The sequence below is a fragment of the Streptomyces nigrescens genome (genome assembly GCF_027626975.1).
GTDB classification, from domain to species: Bacteria; Actinomycetota; Actinomycetes; order Streptomycetales; family Streptomycetaceae; genus Streptomyces; species Streptomyces nigrescens.
The window spans coordinates 8,806,867-8,823,551 of sequence record NZ_CP114203.1 but is presented as its reverse complement, the minus strand read 5'-3'; the positions used below and the strand labels follow the sequence as shown (position 1 = coordinate 8,823,551).

Here is a 16,685-nt window from a genome sequence, read left to right as displayed (position 1 = left end):
TGCGCAGTCAAGCAACAACGCGCACGGACCAGCAGGCGGGGCGCCCCGTCCCCGCAGTGGCAGCGGCGGTACAGCCGGGGCTGACCAGGGGCGCAGCGCTTGTCACCCGGCCCGTCGGCACAGTGGCTCCGGCGCGCGGGTTCTGGAGCATTTCCCAGAATTGTGATCCGGAGTCGCGGTGCCCCGGGACGCCGGCATTAAGGTCGCCGGCAGATACCTGGCGGGGCTCACCGCGCCTGGCGTGGGATCACGGCGCCGGTTCCGATCCGGTCCAGCCGATGGTGGAACGCGACCTGGAGAATCCATGATCATCGATGACTGCCGTGTCTGCGGCAACCGCACCCTGCTGCCGGTTCTCGACCTGGGCCCACAGGCTCTCACCGGCATCTTTCCCCGCACCCGGGACGAGGCGGTGCCCACGGTCCCCCTGGAACTGGTCAAGTGCTCACCGGACGGCTGCGGCCTCGTCCAGCTCCGCCACACCGCCGACTTCGGCCTGATGTACGGGGACAACTACGGCTACCGCTCCGGCATACGCCCGTTCATGGTCCAGCATCTCCACCACAAGGTCGCGGCGATCACCGACCTGGTCGGCCCCGGTCCCGGCGATCTGGTGGTGGACATCGGCAGCAATGACTCCACGCTGCTGCGCGGCTACCCGACTCCCGGCCCGACACTGGTCGGCATCGACCCGACCGGGCCGAAGTTCCGCGAGTACTACCCGCCGCACGCCGAACTGATCCCCGACTTCTTCTCCCGCGACCAGTTCACCGAACGGTTCGGCTCGCGCCGTGCGAAGGTCGTCACCTCCATCGCGATGTTCTACGACCTGCCGCGGCCGATGGCGTTCATGCAGGACGTGTACGACGTCCTCGACGACGACGGCGTCTGGGTGATGGAGCAGAGCTATCTGCCGGCGATGCTCGAAGGCACCGCCTACGACGTGGTGTGCCATGAGCACCTGGAGTACTACGCGCTGCGGCAGATCGAATGGATGGCCGAACGCGTCGGATTCACCGTCCTCAAGGCCGAGCTCACCGAGGTGTACGGCGGCAGCCTCTGTGTGACCCTCGCCAAGCGGCCCGGCCGCTACCCCGTGGACGAGGCGGGGCTGGCTGCCGTCCGCGCCAGGGAGACCGCCCTCGGGCTGGACACCATGGCCCCGTTCGAAGCGTTCGCCAAGCGCGTCCATGACTATCGTGACCGCCTTCGTGACTTCCTCGACGACTCGCGCAAGGCGGGGAAGGTGACCCTCGGGTACGGCGCTTCGACCAAGGGCAATGTCATCCTGCAGTTCTGCGGGCTCACCGAGGACGATCTGCCCTGCATCGGCGAGCCCAACGCGGACAAGTCCGGCTGTTTCACGCCCGGTTCGGGGATCCCGATCGTGTCGGAGGAGGAGGCCAAGTCCCGGCGCCCAGATCAATTGCTGGTGCTCCCCTGGATCTACCGGGAAGGCTTCATCGAGCGGGAGAGCGCCTTCCTCGCCGGCGGCGGCAAGCTGGTCTTCCCGCTGCCCGAGCTCTCCATCGTCTGACCGTGCCGCCGCCGTCCGGCAGGCACCCTCCGGCTCCGGCACTAGGGAATCTTCCACATGGGTGCGACCCATACTGAGGCAGACACAGCCGGGATCAGCCCGTCCCTCCGGTCGGCACACACGGCCGTGCGCCGTACGCGACGAGCTGTGCCTGCCTCCGCAAAGCAAGAACCTGTTTCCGAACGTGGTGGGAGCGCGAAAACGTGAGTGACATGAGGCGCACCGAACCGATCCGGCCGCGGCGGCCCGGCACGCGGCCCGCGGCGCTGTCCGCACACGACGCAGCGGGCAGGTGATCCGTGATGCGTACCCGAAAGCTCGCCGTCGGCGGCGGATTCGAGTTCACCCCCGACATCCACCTCGACCACCGCGGGCTGTTCTTCTCGCCGTTGCAGGACGAGGCGTTCGTCGCGGCGGTCGGCCACCGGTTCCCCGTGGCACAGACCAACCACAGCAGGTCGGCCAAAGGTGTGCTGCGCGGGCTCCACTTCACGGCCACTCCCCCGGGCCAGGTCAAGTACGTCTACTGCGCACGGGGGAAGGCGCTGGATGCCGTCGTGGACATCCGGGTGGGGTCGCCCACCTTCGGCCAGTGGGACCTCGTCACGCTGGACTCGGAGTCCTGCCGGGCCGTGTACATCCCCGACGGTCTCGCCCATGCCTTCCTGGCGCTGGAGGACGACACCGTCATGTCGTACCTCGTGAGCAGTGCTTACCGGGCCGAGCTGGAGCACGCGATCGATCCGTTCGACCCCGCGATCGGGCTGCCCTGGCCGCACAATGTGGAGTACCGCCTGTCCACGCGGGACACCAGCGCGCCCAGTCTGGCGGAGGCCGAGGCCCAGGGCGTCCTCCCGAAGTACGCCGACTGCCTGCCGACCGGGCCGGCCGCCGAACCGGCGGTGTGCCCCGACCAGTCGGGGGTCGCGCTCCGTGACTGATGAGGAAAACACCGAGGCACCGTTGATGCCGCCCCCTGGTTCCTTCCGTGTCGCAGTGCTGGGGGCCACCGGGTGTATGGGCCGGCACATCTGTGCCGCCTTCACGGCCGAGGGGAGCGAAGTCATCGCGATCGCCCGGCGGTATGCGCCGCGCATCGCTGCCCACCGGTTCCAGTCCCTCGATGTCGCGGGCAGCACGAGCGAGGAGCTCGCCCGGGTGCTGGCCGAGGAGAACATCGACGTAGTGGTCAATGCCACCCTCGGCTGGGGGGACGAACTGCACTACACCAACGTGCAGTTGGTGGAACGGCTCATCGGCGCGCTGGCGCTGCTGCAGCGCCCTCCCCGGCTGGTCCACCTGGGCACCATCCACGAGTACGGCCCGGTCCCCTTCGGCACGTCGATACACGAGGGCATCACACCGGATCCGGCGAATCCCTACGGCACGACGAAGCTCACCGCCTCGCAGATGATCCTCGACGCCGTCCGGAACGGCGCATTCGACGGAGTGGTTCTGCGGGTGGCCAACACTCTGGGGCCGCACCCCGCGCTGGAGAGCTTCTTCGGTTCCCTGGCGGTCCGGCTCCGCGGTGTCGACGTGGCCGCGGGCATCGAGTTGACCATCGCCGATGCCCAGCGTGACTACGTCGATGTGCGGGACGCCGCGGACGCCGTGGTCAGAGCGGCCCGGATCACCCGCGCCGACCCGCTGGTCAACATCGGCTGCGGCCAGGCAATGGGCGTACGGCAGCTGGTGCACGAGCTCGTCACGGCCGCCGGGTTGCCGGCGGAGACGATTCGGGAGCAGCGGGGTGAGGTACACAGCAGGGGTGCCGACTGGGTCCGGGTCGACATCTCCCGCGCCGCCCGCCTCCTCGGCTGGCACCCCCGGTTCACCATCGGGGAGTCGATGCGGGCCATGTGGGACACCGTGACCGCGGATCAGTCACTCCCGCCCCGGAACGCCGACTGACCCCGGAGCCCGCGCCGCTTCCGGTGCCCCCGTAAGGCCGCGGCCGGGGGATCACAGGGGTGCGCGGGGCACCGGACGAGACACCCATCCGCAAGGCAGGAGGCCGCCATGACGACCCCGATCATCGACGCCAAGGGGCTCGCCCGCACCTTCACGACCAAGAAGGGTCCGGTCGAGGCGGTGCGCGGCATCGACCTCACCGTGTCCGCAGGCGAGATCCTCGGCTTTCTCGGCCCCAACGGCGCCGGCAAGACCACCATGATGCGCATGCTCACCACGTTGCTGCCCCCCACCGGGGGAAGCGCCACCGTCGCCGGGCACGACCTGGCCGGCGACCCGGTCGGGGTGCGCAGGCGCATCGGCTATGTCGCCCAGGCGAGTGGGGTCGACCCGGCCGTCAGCGTGCGGGAGGAACTGGTCACCCAGGGCCGGCTGTACAGACTCGGCAAGACCGAGGCCAAGAACCGTGCCCGGGAACTCGCCGAGGATCTCGACCTCGCCGATCTCCTCGACCGGCCCACCCGGTCACTCTCCGGAGGCCAGCGCCGCCGCCTCGACATCGCTCTGGGCCTGACCCACCGGCCCCAGCTGCTGTTCCTCGACGAGCCGACGACCGGGCTCGACCCCGGAAGCCGCTCCGACGTATGGGACCTGGTGCAGCGCATCCGTACCGAGGGCACCACGGTCTTCCTGACCACGCACTATCTCGACGAGGCGGACGTCCTCTCCGACCGGCTCGTCGTCGTCGACGGCGGACTGGTCGCCGCCGAGGGCACCCCGCAGGATCTGAAGCTGCGCTACACGGGCTCGGAAGCGGCCAGCCTCCGCGAAGCCTTCCTCGCCATCACGGGGCACCACCCCCTCGCTCCCGACGTCCCGGTCGCCATCTGACCGCCCGCTCCCCACGGAGGCTGACGTGCCGCACCCGTCCCCCACCACGTCCTCGGTGAGGACGGCATCCGAGCCCACGGAGCCGTCCCGTCGCCACGCGGCCAGGCAGAGAAAGGAGACTTCCGGCCCGGCCGGCCTGGCCGACCTCGTCGCCGACACCCGCCTGATCTTCGGGCGCTATCTGCGAGAGACGATGCGCGCCAAGATCAGCCTGGTGGTGGGCGTCCTCATGCCGCTGCTCATGCTGTTCTTCTTCGGTCCGCTGCTGACGCAGATACCGCTCGGTACCGGCGGTGACGCCTGGCAGACGCTGGTGCCGGGGCTTCTGGTGCAACTCGGCCTGTTCAGCGCGGCCTTCGCCGGCTTCGGCATTCTGATCGAGAAGCAGAACGGTGTGATCGAGCGGATGCAGGTCACCCCGGTCAGCCGGCTGGCGCTGCTGATGGGGCGGGTGCTGTGCGATGTGGTGAAGTTGCTCGCCCAGTCACTGCTCCTGGTGCTCGCGGGCGTGACGATGGGGCTGCGCGCCCCGGTGCTCGGCATCCTCATCGCCTTTCTGTTCGTCGCCGTGCTCACGGTGGCGCTGGCTTCGCTGTCCTATGCGCTGGCCATGCGGCTGGAGTCCCCCGAAGGCTTCGCTCCCGTGATCAACACCGTCAACCTGCCGGTCATGCTGCTCTCCGGCATCCTGCTGCCGATGGCGCTCGCACCCCGATGGCTGGACGTGATCTCGCGATTCGTGCCGCTGCGCTACCTGGTGGAAGCGGTCCGGGCCGCATTCCTCGGCCAGTACGGCAGCACCGCGATGATCCGCGGCGCACTGATGGCGGCGGCGCTCGCCGGGGTCTCGGTCTTCCTCGGCGCGCGGGTGTTCCGCAAGGCCGGTGCCTAGGGCTGGTCGGCCGGTTCAAGGGCGGTGCCCGGCGTGGTCCGCACCGCGCACCGCCTCCGTGGGTATCGCGAGGGATTCCCCTAGAGGGGATCTGGACATACTGGCCCCCCGCCGGCAGGTTTCCGCACTTCCGGGTGCACCGGCCCGAGCGGCGATTGCAGCGCCTGGAGCGGCTCCGCCCGGTTGTCGGCGGTACCGCGTCTCCGTTCCCCATGTGATTGGAATCCGAGAAGCGTGAGTGACACGTTGCGCAATGAGCTGATCCGGCCGCTGCATGAGCTGCTTTCACGCAACGCCCGTCGTTTTCCGGAGAAGACCGCGTTCCGGGACGCCCAGCGGTCAGTGACCTACCGGGATCTGGAAGAGCGCACACGCAAACTGGCCGGACACCTCGCGGACCTGGGAGTGGCACGCGGCGACCGGGTGCTGCTGCGGATGGGCAACCGCGTGGAGATGGTGGAGAGTTACGCGGCCGTGGCCCGGGCCGGTGCCATCGGCGTACCGCTCGATCCGCAGTCGACGGATGCCGAGCTCGCCCATCATCTCGACGACAGCGGGGCCGTCCTGGTCATCAGCGGTGCCGCCCAGGCGGAACAGGTGCTCGCAGTCACCGGGCGGACGGCGTCGGCCGGTACCGTCGTGGTGGTCGGAGCGGCCCCCGAAGTGCCGGACGGAGCATTGCGGTTCGAGACGCTCGCGGTCACCGAGCCGGAGAGCGCGGCGCGCGACGACCTCGGCCTGGACGAGCCGGCCTGGATGCTCTACACCTCGGGCACCACGGGACGTCCCAAGGGTGTGGTGTCGACGCAGCAGTCCTCGCTGTGGGCCACGGCGTCCTGCTCCGTGCCCCTGTTCGGCCTGGGCCCGGAGGACCGGGTGTTGTGGCCGATGCCGTTGTTCCACGCCGTGTCCCACAGCGTCGGATTCCTGGGCGTGCTGGCCGTCGGCGCCACGGCACACTTCATGGTGGGCGCGGCGGCCGACGAGATCCTGCGGGCAGCGCAGGAGGACCGGTCCACCTTCCTGGTGGCCGTGCCGACCCTGTTCCACCGCATGCTGGAGGTCGGGCGGGAGGAAGGTGCCGGACTCCCGTACCTGCGTTTCTGCTTGGCGGCCGGTTCGGCCTGCCCAGCCGGCCTGCAAGAGGCCTTCGAGGACACCTTCGGCATCCGTCTGCTCGACAGCTACGGGAGTACCGAGACCGGTGGTGCGATCACCACGCACGTCCCGGGCGGCCCCAAGGTGCCGGGCTCCTGCGGGCGGCCGGTGCCCGGGCTCACCGTGCGGCTGACGGATCCCCGGACCGGCGCGGAGGTCGCCGCGGGTGAAGAGGGCGAGGTGTGGGTCAGCAGCCCGGCGCTCATGCTCGGCTACCACAACCAGCCGGAGGAGACCCGGGCGGTGCTCTCCGGCGGCTGGTACCGCACCGGAGACCTCGCTCGCCAGGACGCGGCGGGCTTCCTCACCCTCACCGGCCGGGTCAGGGAGCTCATCATCCGAGGCGGCGAGAACATCCATCCGCGGGAGATCGAAGAGGTCCTGACGCGGGTGCCCGGAGTGAACGACGCCGCGGTGGCCGGCCGGCCGCACGACGTGCTCGGCGAAGTGCCCGTCGCCTATGTCGTCCCGGGGCCCGAAGGCGTCGACGCGGGGCTGCTCCTGGAGGCTTGCCGGCGGGAACTGTCCTATTTCAAGGTGCCCGACGAGTTCCGCAGCGTCGCCGAGATCCCCCGCAACGCGGCGGGAAAGATCGTCCGTCGGCGACTGGCGGAGCGTCCCGGCGCCCTGCTCACCGTCAGTCCCCCGGCCGGTCTCCGTCCGGACCCGCCCTCCTCCACGGACGGCACCGGCGCGCCAGAGGTCTCCGCCACGGCGCTCGTCCCCGCGGACGACGGAGCCCCGGTCGGAGGCCGGGGGCTGCTCGCCCTCGTGCGCTCCATCGTCACCGAGGTCCTCGGGCTCGGCTCCGCCCAGGAGGTGGCGGCGGACCGGCCCCTGCACGAGCTCGGTTTCACCTCGCTGGCCGCGGTGGCCCTGCGCGACCGGCTGTCCGCCGCGACCGGACGGAAGCTGTCGGCCGCGATCGCCTACGACTATCCGACGGTGACCGCCCTGGCCTCCTATCTTGAGGGCGAACTGCTGCACACCGCGCCCCCGGCCGACGACACCGCGCGCCTCGGGCCCGCCGCTCCGGACGATCCCGTGGCCATCGTCGCGATGGGCTGCCGCTTTCCCGGAGGCGTCACCTCTCCGCAGGAGCTGTGGGACCTGGTGGCCTCGGAGACCGACGCCGTGACCGGCTTCCCCTCCGACCGGGGCTGGGACCTGGACGCGCTGTACGACCCGGACCCCGACAAGCCCGGCACCTCCTACGCGCGGGAGGGCGCGTTCCTGGACGAGGCGGGCCGGTTCGACGCGGCGTTCTTCGGGATCTCGCCGCGGGAGGCGCTGGCGATGGACCCGCAGCAGCGGCTGCTGCTGGAGACGGCCTGGGAGACCTTCGAACGCGCGGGCGTCGAGCCGACCTCCCTGAAGGGCAGCACGACCGGTGTGTTCGTCGGGGCGCTGGCGCAGGAGTACGGCTCCACCCTGCTGCACGAGGCGCCGGAAGGCCTGGACGGCGTGCTGTTGACGGGCAACGCGCTCAGCGTGCTCTCGGGCCGGTTGTCCTACTTCCTGGGACTGCAGGGTCCCGCGATTACGGTGGACACGGCGTGCTCGTCCTCCCTGGTCGCCCTGCACCTTGCGGCGCAGTCGCTGCGGCAGGGTGAGTGCACCCTGGCCCTGGCCGGCGGTGTGACCGTCATCGCGACTCCGGGTACCTTCACCGCGTTCAGCACCCAGCGCGCCATGGCCCCCGACGGCCGGTGCAAGCCGTTCGCCGCGGCGGCGGACGGCACCGGCTGGGGCGAGGGCGTGGGGTTGATGCTGCTGGAGCGGTTGTCCGACGCACGGCGCAACGGGCACCCGGTGCTGGCGGTCATCCGCGGTTCCGCGGTCAACCAGGACGGCGCCTCCAACGGTCTGACCGCCCCGAACGGCCTTGCCCAGCAGCGCGTCATCCGCGCCGCCCTGGCCCACGCCGGTCTGTCGGCCGCCGATGTCGACGCGGTCGAGGCGCACGGGACGGGGACGACGCTGGGTGACCCGATCGAGGCCCGGGCCCTGCTGGCGACGTACGGGCAGGACCGGCCGGAGGAGCGGCCACTGTGGCTGGGTTCGGTGAAGTCGAACATCGGACACACCCAGGCCGCGGCCGGGGCGGCCGGAGTGATCAAGATGGTGCAGGCCATGCGCCACGGCGTCCTCCCCCGCACCCTCCATGTCGACGAGCCGTCCCCCCACGTCGACTGGACCACCGGCGCCGTGGAACTGCTCACCGAGCAGGAGCCCTGGCCGGCCGCGCACGGGCGCCGCCGGGCCGGGGTGTCCTCCTTCGGCATCAGCGGGACCAATGCCCACCTGGTGCTGGAGGAGGCGCCGGACGGGCCCACGGCGGCGCCGGACGGTGAGGACACGGGCGACGGCATGCTGCCGCTGGACGGGGGTGGTGGCGATACCGGTGACCTGCCCCTGGTCCTGTCGGCCCGCGATCAACAAGCGCTGCACGCACAAGCCGAACGCCTCGCCACCTTCCTCGAACGACACCCAGAGAGCCCCCTCCCCCACCTCACCAGCACCCTCGCCTCCCGCACCGTCTTCGACCACCGCGCAGCCGTCATCGGCACCACCCACACCGAACTGGCCACCGCCCTACGCGCCCTCCCCGACACACCCACCCTCACCGGGCCCGCCCTCACCCACACCGGCCCCGCCCTCACCGACCCCGTCTTCGTCTTCCCCGGTCAAGGCTCCCAATGGCAAGGCATGGCCACCGACCTCCTCGCCACCAACGACACCTTCGCCCACCACCTCCACACCTGCGAACAGGCCCTCGCCCCCTACATCGACTGGTCACTCACCGGCGTCCTCCACAACGCTCCCGACCAGCCCACCCTCGACCGCGTCGACGTCGTCCAACCCGCCCTCTGGGCCGTCATGGTCGCCCTCGCCACCACCTGCCGAAGCCTCGGCATCCGACCCGCCGCAGTCCTCGGCCACTCCCAAGGCGAGATCGCCGCCGCCACCATCGCCGGCGCACTCACCCTCCACGACGCCGCCCGCGTCACCGCTCTCCGCTCCCAACTCCTCACCACCCTCGCCGGGAACGGCGCCATGACCTCCCTGGCCACCGACCCCGACACCGCCCACCACCTCATCAACACCCTCAACCTCGACGCCCACATCGCCGCCGTCAACAGCCCCACCCAGACCGTCATCTCCGGCACGCCCCAGGCCCTCGACCAACTGCAAGACCACTGCGACCACCACCACATCCGCGCCCGCCGCATCCCCGTCGACTACGCCTCCCACTCACCCCAAATGGAGCAGCTCCACGACAAGCTCCTCCACGACCTCGCACCCATCACCCCACGCCCCACCACCATCCCCTTCTACTCCTCCCTCACCGGCACCCACCTCCAAGGCACCGAACTCAACGCCGAGTACTGGTACCAAAACCTGCGCCACACCGTCGACTTCCACACCGCCACCAAGGCTCTCCTCGCCAACAACCACCACGCCTACCTCGAAATCAGCCCCCACCCCGTCCTCACCCTCCCCCTCCAGCAAACACTCCAACAAGACCTCCCGCACTCCACCCCGCACGCCGTCCTCCCCACCCTCCACCGCGACCACGCCACCCACCACGACCTCCTCACGGCCACCGCCACCGCCTACACCCACGGCATCCCCCTCCACACCCCCACCACCGCCCCACCCCACCCGGACCTCCCCACCTACCCCTTCCAAGGCCACCACCACTGGCTGAAGGCGGCCCCCGGGAGGTCCCACGGTGACTCGGGCGTCGGCGCGGTGCGAGCGGAGCACCCGCTTCTGCGAGCAGTGGTCGAACTCCCCGACTCCGAAACGGTGTTGTTCACGGGGCGGCTCTCGGCGGCCACGTACGGCTGGCTCGCCCGGCGCGATGTCGGCGGTGCCCCGCTGGCGCCCGATCCGGTGCTGGTCGAGCTGGCCGTCAGGGCCGGTGACCAGGTGGGCTTCGGGAAGCTGGCGGAGCTGACGGTGCAGACCCCCCTGGTGCTGCCGGAGTCCGGGGCCGTCCAGCTCCGGGTCACGGTCGGTGAGCCCGGGGAGACGGGGAGGCGTCCGGTGTCCGTCCACTCGCGGCGGGGCGATGAAAGCGTCGGACGGCCGTGGACGTGCCATGCGACGGGATCGCTGGCCGAGGAGGGTTCGGCACCCGGTTGGGACCTGGCGGCGTGGCCCCCGGCCGAGGCCGAAGAAGTACCGTACGGCCGGGAAGGGGCGGACGATCGAGATGACTTCGCGCCGGTCGCGCACGCCGTGTGGCGACGCGGTGACGAGCTCTTCGCTGAGGTCGCCCTGCCCGAGCGGCTGCGGCCGGAGGCAGCGGAGTTCGGACTGCACCCGGTCCTGGCCGACGCGGCGCTGGAGCCGCTGCGGATAGACGGCGTGCTGCCGGAGCCCGTGGGGCCGTGGCGGACCGGGGCCTGGCAGGGGGTTTCCCTGCATGCCTCCGGGGCCTGCGTACTGCGGGTGCACCTCAGCCCGCTCCCCGACGGCTCCTTCTCGGTACGGGCCGCGGATGCCACCGGAGCTCCGGTGCTGACGGTGGAGTCCCTGACACCGCGAGCGGTTTCCCGGAGCGGAGTCCGGACGGCGGGCGCCGCCCAGCAGGACGGACTGTTCGGCGTGGAGTGGACCGACAGGGACCTCGCGTCGGCAGCCGGCGAGGTGCCCGCGACGTGGGCGGTCGTCGGCGAGGACACGCTGGGGGTGCGCTCGGGGCTGATGTCGGCGGGCCAGTACGCCGAGGCGTACCCCGATCCCGAGGCGCTGGCCGCGGCCGTCGGCGACTCCTCCGGTGCGCCCGAGGTGGTCGTGGTGACCTGCGCGTCCGACGCGTCCGTGGAGCGGACCGGTGCGGAGCTCGCGGGCGCCGTCCACGACACCACGCGCCGGGCGCTGGAGTGGGCACGGTCCTGGGTGACGACGCCCGCGTTCGACCGGTCCCGGCTGGTGTTCCTCACCCGGGGTGCGGTGCCCGCCTGGGACGGCGGCGGGGTGAGCGGTCGGCTCGACCTCGCGGCCGCCGCGGTGTGGGGACTGGTGCGCTCGGCGCAGACCGAGTTCCCGGGCCGCTTCCTGCTGGTGGATACGGACGGCGGCAAGCCGGCCTGGCGTGCGCTGCTGAAGGCCGTGGGTTCCGGCGAGCCGCAATGGGCCCTGCGCAAGCGAGCGGTACGGGTACCGCGACTGGTCCGCCGCTCCCTCGGGAGCGATATCGGTGCTGCGGTGCTTCCCGATGGCGCCGAGGGCACCGTGCTGGTCACCGGCGGTACCGGCATGCTGGGAACCGCGGTCGCCCGTCACCTGGTCGTGGAACACGGTGTACGGCACTTGCTGCTGTTGAGCCGGCAGGGGCTCGACGCGCCGGGCGCGCCCGAAATCCAGGAGGAGCTGGCCGCTTTGGGTGTGCAAGTAAACGTGGCCGACTGCGATGTGACGGATCATCAGGCACTGGCGGAACTGCTGGCGGGCCTCCCGGCCGACCGCCCGCTCAGGGCCGTGGTGCACACCGCCGGCATGCTCGACGACGGTGTCCTTCCGTCCCTGACGCCCGACCGGCTGAGCGCGGTCCTTCGGCCCAAGGTGGACGCGGTGCTCGCGCTGCGGGAGGCGACCCGGGACGCGGACCTGTCGGCGTTCATCATGTTCTCGTCGGTCGCGGGCGTCTTCGGCGGCGCGGGACAGGGCAACTACGCGGCGGCCAACGCCTTCCTCGACGCGTTCGCCTACGAGGCACGCTCCCAGGGGGTCCCCGCGACGTCGATCGCCTGGGGCATATGGGGTGGCCGCGACCTGGTCACCGCGGGCAGGGCACGGCTGGCGCTGCCGGGAGTGGGGGAACTCCCTCCGGCGCACGGTCTCCAGCTGTTCGACGCGGCGCGCGGGATGGGGCACGGGCTCACCGTCGCGGCCCGGCTGGACTTCGGTGTGCTGCACGAGCGGGCCAGGGCCGGGGAGGCACCCGCGTTGCTCCGTTCCCTGCTGCCGGCCCCGGCCCGCCGGGCGGCGCAGGACACCCCGGCGCAGGCATCGGAATTGCGGCACCTGCTGGCCTCGATGACCGCCGCGGAACGCGACACGACGCTGACCGATCTCGTACGGGAGCAGATCGCGGCCGTGTTGGGGCACTCGTCCGCGGACCCGGTGACCGCGACGACGGAACTGAACGGGCTCGGCTTCGACTCCCTGACCTCACTCACGCTCCGCAATGCCCTGAACAGCGCCACCAAGCTCACCCTGGCGCCCGGCGTGGCCTTCGAGTTCACGACACCCGTCGAACTGGCCCAGCACATCAAGGAACAGCTGCTCGCCTGAGCCCGGCCCCGGTGCCGGACGGAAACGGAGACATCCCGCATGAGGGTAGAGAACGTCCACATCAACTCGCTGGGAGTCGCTCTGCACGAGTGGGTGAGCGCGGAACAGGCGGTGGCCGACGGCCTCCTCGGCCCGGAGGTGACGGCGGCGAACGGACTCACCGGAACCCATGTGGCCGGTGACGTGCCGGCCGTCGACCTCGCGGTGTCAGCTGCCCGGGCCGCCCTGGAGCGTACGGAGCTCGATCCCGACGAGATAGCGTCGCATCTCCACAGCGCGGTCTACTACCAAGGGCCCGCGGGCTCCTATCCGCCCGGGTACATCCAGCGGGAGCTGGGCCTGGACGGTGTCTCCGCGCTCTACCTCCAGCAGGGCTGCAACGGCATGCTGGGCGCCTTGGAGGTGGCCATCGGCCAGCTGACCGGCGCCGCGCAGACGGAGGCCGTGCTGCTGACGACGGGGGAGAACTTCTCCTCCCCGGACATCGACCGGTGGACGGGCTACGGCCAGTCGTACTTCCTCGGAGACGGGGGCGCCGCCGCGGTGCTCAGCGCGGAGGAGGGTTTCGCCGAGGTGCGGTCGCTGCACGCCGGGCTGCTGCCCGCCCTGGAGAAGTGGCACCGCGGCGACGGCCCCATGCTGCTGCGCGGGGAGTCCGGTTCGATGGCGGACATGGCGGAGCGGGCCGAACGGTTCGCCGAGACCGAGCTGTCGCTGTCGGAGACGCTGGAGAAACTGAGCGTCTTCAACCTGGGCATCATTCACCGGGCCCTGGTCGACGCCGACCTGAACGCATCCGATCTCGCCAAGGTCGTGCCGATCCATACGGACGGCCGGATGATCGAGTACTCGGTCATGGCGCCGCTCGGGTTGCCCATGTCGAAGTCGTCCTTCGATTTCGGCAGGGGCGTCGGTCATGTCGGCGGTGCGGACGTCTTCCTCGCGCTGGAGCACCTGGTCCGCACGGGAGAGGTCGGCCCGGGCGACCACGTCCTGCTGGTCTCCCAGGGCCCCGGCTGGATCTGCACCGCGTGCGTCGTCATCATCAGCGATCTCCCGGCCTGGACGGTATGACGCGAGCGCCGGGGCAAGCCCGCCAAGGGCCCGCCCCGGCGCTCCGGCCTTCGAGGGGATGACTGCTGCTGACCGCCGCGCCGGCGGGTCGGCCTCGCGGGCATCGGGGCTCTTCTAGGAAGACGCCCCTACCGCTTCCGACCGCGGATCACCACGGTGTCCGGGCCGAGCTGCACCGGCTTGGCGGGCTCGATTCCCGCCTCGTCGAACCACTGCTCGTACTCTTTCGGCGTGTACACCATGCCCTCGCCGGAAGCGATCGTGTGGAAGTACGCGGAGAGGTAGGCCGAGCGCTCCGGTCCGGTTTCGTCGTCGTATTGGTAGGGAGTCACCACGAAGACGCCGCCGCCGGAAGGAAGCGCGCGGGACGCCTTCGCCAGCAGTGCGCGGATGCGGTCGGAGGACCAGATCTCAAGGAAGTGCGCGAAGAACACCGCGTCATGGCCGACGGGGAACTCGTCGTGGAAGGCGTCGAGGCTGACCGCGCGTACCCGATGGCCCAGACCCTGTGCCGCGATCCTGTCGTTCGCCTGGGGGACGATCGAGGGCAGGTCGCCAATCGTGATCTCCAGATCGGGCCATTCCCGCGCCAAATGCACCGCGTTCATCGCGGCGCCGCCACCGACATCGAGGAGGTGCCGGTACTCCGACAGGTCGAGCTCGGTGGCCACGTCCTCGGCAACGAGCTGGGTCACCGCGCTCATCATGGTGTGGAAGGTGGACTCCAGTTCCGGGTTCTCCGCCAGCCGGCCGTAGAGCGTGGGCGCGGTGCCGGGGATCTCGCGCTGCAGGCCGATGTTGGAGTTCTCTTGCAGCGACTCGTAGAACCAGCTGATGGCACGGTAGATGCCGTGCGTCTCCCAGGGGATGTAGGTGGCCGGCACATGGCCGGGGCGCTCCCCGAGCGGCTGGGTGAGCGGGGTGTTGTGGTAGCCGTCCCCCTCCTTGCGTACCAGGCCCGTGGCGGTGCAGCCCAGTAGCAGGATGCGCGTCGGCTGCTGTTGGAGGCCCAGCCGTTCGGATATGCCGGTGAGGGTGGTCCCCGGCTCCTTCTCCAGTATGTCGAAGAGTCCGAACCGGAAGGCGGCGCTGAGGAACTGGAAGTGATAGTGCGCCTTGTAATGCGGACGAAGCGCTACCTCGTCCGGTTTCTTCAGCTCTGTCATTCGCAATGCTCCTGGGGTGGGTAACGGGCCACATCCGTCGCCCGCCCATGAAGAGGGGGCAGTGGGCGAAGGGGTGGCGTGCCCGCCTGACATCGGAAACAGGAATCGTCAAGCAGAATTTCAAGCGGACGGTCACGGACGGATGGTCACGGACACTTGCGCGGCACGCCTCGGCGCGGCTCAGGAAAGGGCCGGCGGAGGTCGGCGGAGAGGAACGGTCAACGGATCCTTATGGGCCACCCTATTCCGTCGATGCCGACCGCCGAAGCGGTGATGGCTTCTATAGGGAATTCCCCAACGGTCGTCGGCGGGGGGTGTCTCCCGCCCCGGGCCATCCCCTCGGTGACGATGCCTCAGCCGTACACCCGGATCCGTGATTCCAGCATGTCCGCCGCCCGGGTCACCCCGCCGGCGGCCTCCGTCAGCTCGCGCATACGGCGCAGCTCGGTCCGCGTGGCCTCATCGGCGATCAGGTGCCGCAGGATGGTGAGGATCTGCTCCTCGGTGGCCTCCTGGGGGTCGAGCAGCACACCGAGCCCCAGTTCCGCCGCGCGTACGCAGGTGACCTGGTGCTCCGGCAGGTGCGGGGCCATGACCATCGGGGTGCCGGTGCGCACCGCGCCCATGAGGCTGCCCAGGCCGCCGGAGGTGACGAAGACATCGGCGTGTTCCAGGACGGCGACCTGGGGGATCCACGGATGCACCTCGATGTTGGACGGCACGGTCCCCAGCGTGGTGGTGTCGAAGCCGTTGCCGACCGTGAGGACCGCGCGCCAGGGCTGACCGCTGAGCGCACGCACGCAGGTGCGGAAGAATTCCGTCTGCGCCTGGGACATGGTTCCCATGGAGATCACGACCAGGGGGGTGTCGTCCTGCGGGGTGTCCCAGGTGGCGGCGAGGTCCTCGGTGAGGAAACACGGCCCGACGAAGGCGGTCTCGTCCCCGAACGTCTCCTGGGCGGTCTGGAACACCCGGGGTGCGTAGACCACGCTCTCCACGGGCCGGTGCCAGCCCAGCAGTTCCTCGGTGGGAACGGAGAGCCCGTATTCCCCGGCGACCTCTCCGGCGCGGCGGAAGAGTTCGGGTATCGCCGGGTGGTCCTCGGGGACGCCGATCATGTCGAACATGGTGTCGAGGTCCGAGTAGTGGGCGTTGGACGCCATGCTGGGGACGGACTGTACTGCGGGGCGGTTCCAGAGCGCTCCCAGGGTCCGGCCCGCGAAGGCCAGGGACGTGTCATGGAAGAAGAGATCGGGCGGACCGTCGGTGAAGTGCTCCTCGGCCGCCCGGATCAGCGCCTCGCACTCGTACTGGACCATGACCAGTGACCAGGCCATCTGGTCAGGGGGGAGATCTACGCTCTGCCCGGCGGCAAACGCCTCGGCCAGCGGCGAGGCGTACGGCACCACGCTCGCCCCGGTTTGCCGGACGGCCGGGGCGAATCCGTCCGGCGTGAGGAAGCTGACGCGGTGACCGCGGCGCACAAGCTCCTCGGTAACTGCCAGGGCGGGACGAATATGCCCGTGGGCGGGAATGCAGAGAACGGCAATATGGCTGGACACGGCGACGGTTCTCCTCTTGAGTGCAGGACCGTATGGAACTCCGGCTGAGCACGGACAGCCCGGCAGGCTCCGCTCCCCGGATTCGAGCTTCCTTGCGAGGGTGCGGGGCCCTGAATCCGGTGTCAACGACGGCGCTGAATGACTAGTTGATTCATGGGATTTCGCCAGAGGTCACACGGCGC

9 protein-coding genes are annotated in these 16,685 nt (G+C 70.4%); 7 read left to right on the top strand and 2 right to left on the bottom strand.

Annotation, left to right across the window (positions count from 1 at the left end; all coding sequences use genetic code 11):
* Window positions 1-304 precede the first annotated feature (304 nt).
* The 7 genes from STRNI_RS38065 to STRNI_RS38035 all read left to right on the top strand — a co-directional run bounded on the left by STRNI_RS38065 (window position 305) and on the right by STRNI_RS38035 (window position 13,775).
* On the top strand, window positions 305-1,537 hold the full coding sequence (locus STRNI_RS38065) for a class I SAM-dependent methyltransferase (protein WP_148590568.1): 1,233 nt from the start codon (window positions 305-307) through the stop codon (window positions 1,535-1,537).
* A 302-nt stretch (window positions 1,538-1,839) separates the two neighbouring features.
* Window positions 1,840-2,478: a dTDP-4-dehydrorhamnose 3,5-epimerase family protein gene (locus STRNI_RS38060; protein WP_159491389.1), complete on the top strand. Its 639-nt coding sequence runs from the start codon at window positions 1,840-1,842 to the stop codon at window positions 2,476-2,478.
* Window positions 2,471-3,451, top strand: coding sequence for an NAD-dependent epimerase/dehydratase family protein (locus STRNI_RS38055; RefSeq protein WP_274733266.1), 981 nt, complete (start codon window positions 2,471-2,473; stop codon window positions 3,449-3,451). The genes STRNI_RS38060 and STRNI_RS38055 overlap by 8 nt, the downstream gene beginning before the upstream one ends.
* Before the next feature lie 108 nt (window positions 3,452-3,559).
* Entirely contained in the window at window positions 3,560-4,342 is a 783-nt protein-coding gene (locus tag STRNI_RS38050; protein WP_093645791.1) for an ABC transporter ATP-binding protein, read from the top strand.
* A gap of 136 nt (window positions 4,343-4,478) precedes the next feature.
* On the top strand, window positions 4,479-5,234 hold the full coding sequence (locus STRNI_RS38045; RefSeq protein WP_093645815.1) for an ABC transporter permease: 756 nt from the start codon (window positions 4,479-4,481) through the stop codon (window positions 5,232-5,234).
* A 234-nt stretch (window positions 5,235-5,468) separates the two neighbouring features.
* The gene (locus STRNI_RS38040; RefSeq protein WP_277412885.1) at window positions 5,469-12,701 is read left to right on the top strand and encodes a type I polyketide synthase; all 7,233 of its coding nucleotides are present in this window, start codon (window positions 5,469-5,471) and stop codon (window positions 12,699-12,701) included.
* Window positions 12,702-12,740: 39 nt separating this feature from the next.
* Window positions 12,741-13,775: a ketoacyl-ACP synthase III family protein gene (locus STRNI_RS38035; protein WP_277412884.1), complete on the top strand. Its 1,035-nt coding sequence runs from the start codon at window positions 12,741-12,743 to the stop codon at window positions 13,773-13,775.
* A 128-nt stretch (window positions 13,776-13,903) separates the two neighbouring features.
* Here STRNI_RS38035 and STRNI_RS38030 read toward each other — a convergent pair whose 3' ends face one another.
* A complete protein-coding gene (locus tag STRNI_RS38030; protein ID WP_093645796.1) occupies window positions 13,904-14,941 on the bottom strand; it encodes a methyltransferase in 1,038 nt (345 codons plus the stop codon).
* A 353-nt stretch (window positions 14,942-15,294) separates the two neighbouring features.
* Window positions 15,295-16,503 carry a macrolide family glycosyltransferase gene (locus STRNI_RS38025; protein WP_277412883.1) on the bottom strand — a complete coding sequence of 403 codons (1,209 nt, stop codon included), beginning with the start codon at window positions 16,501-16,503 and terminating at the stop codon, window positions 15,295-15,297.
* Between the last annotated feature and the right edge of the window lie 182 nt (window positions 16,504-16,685).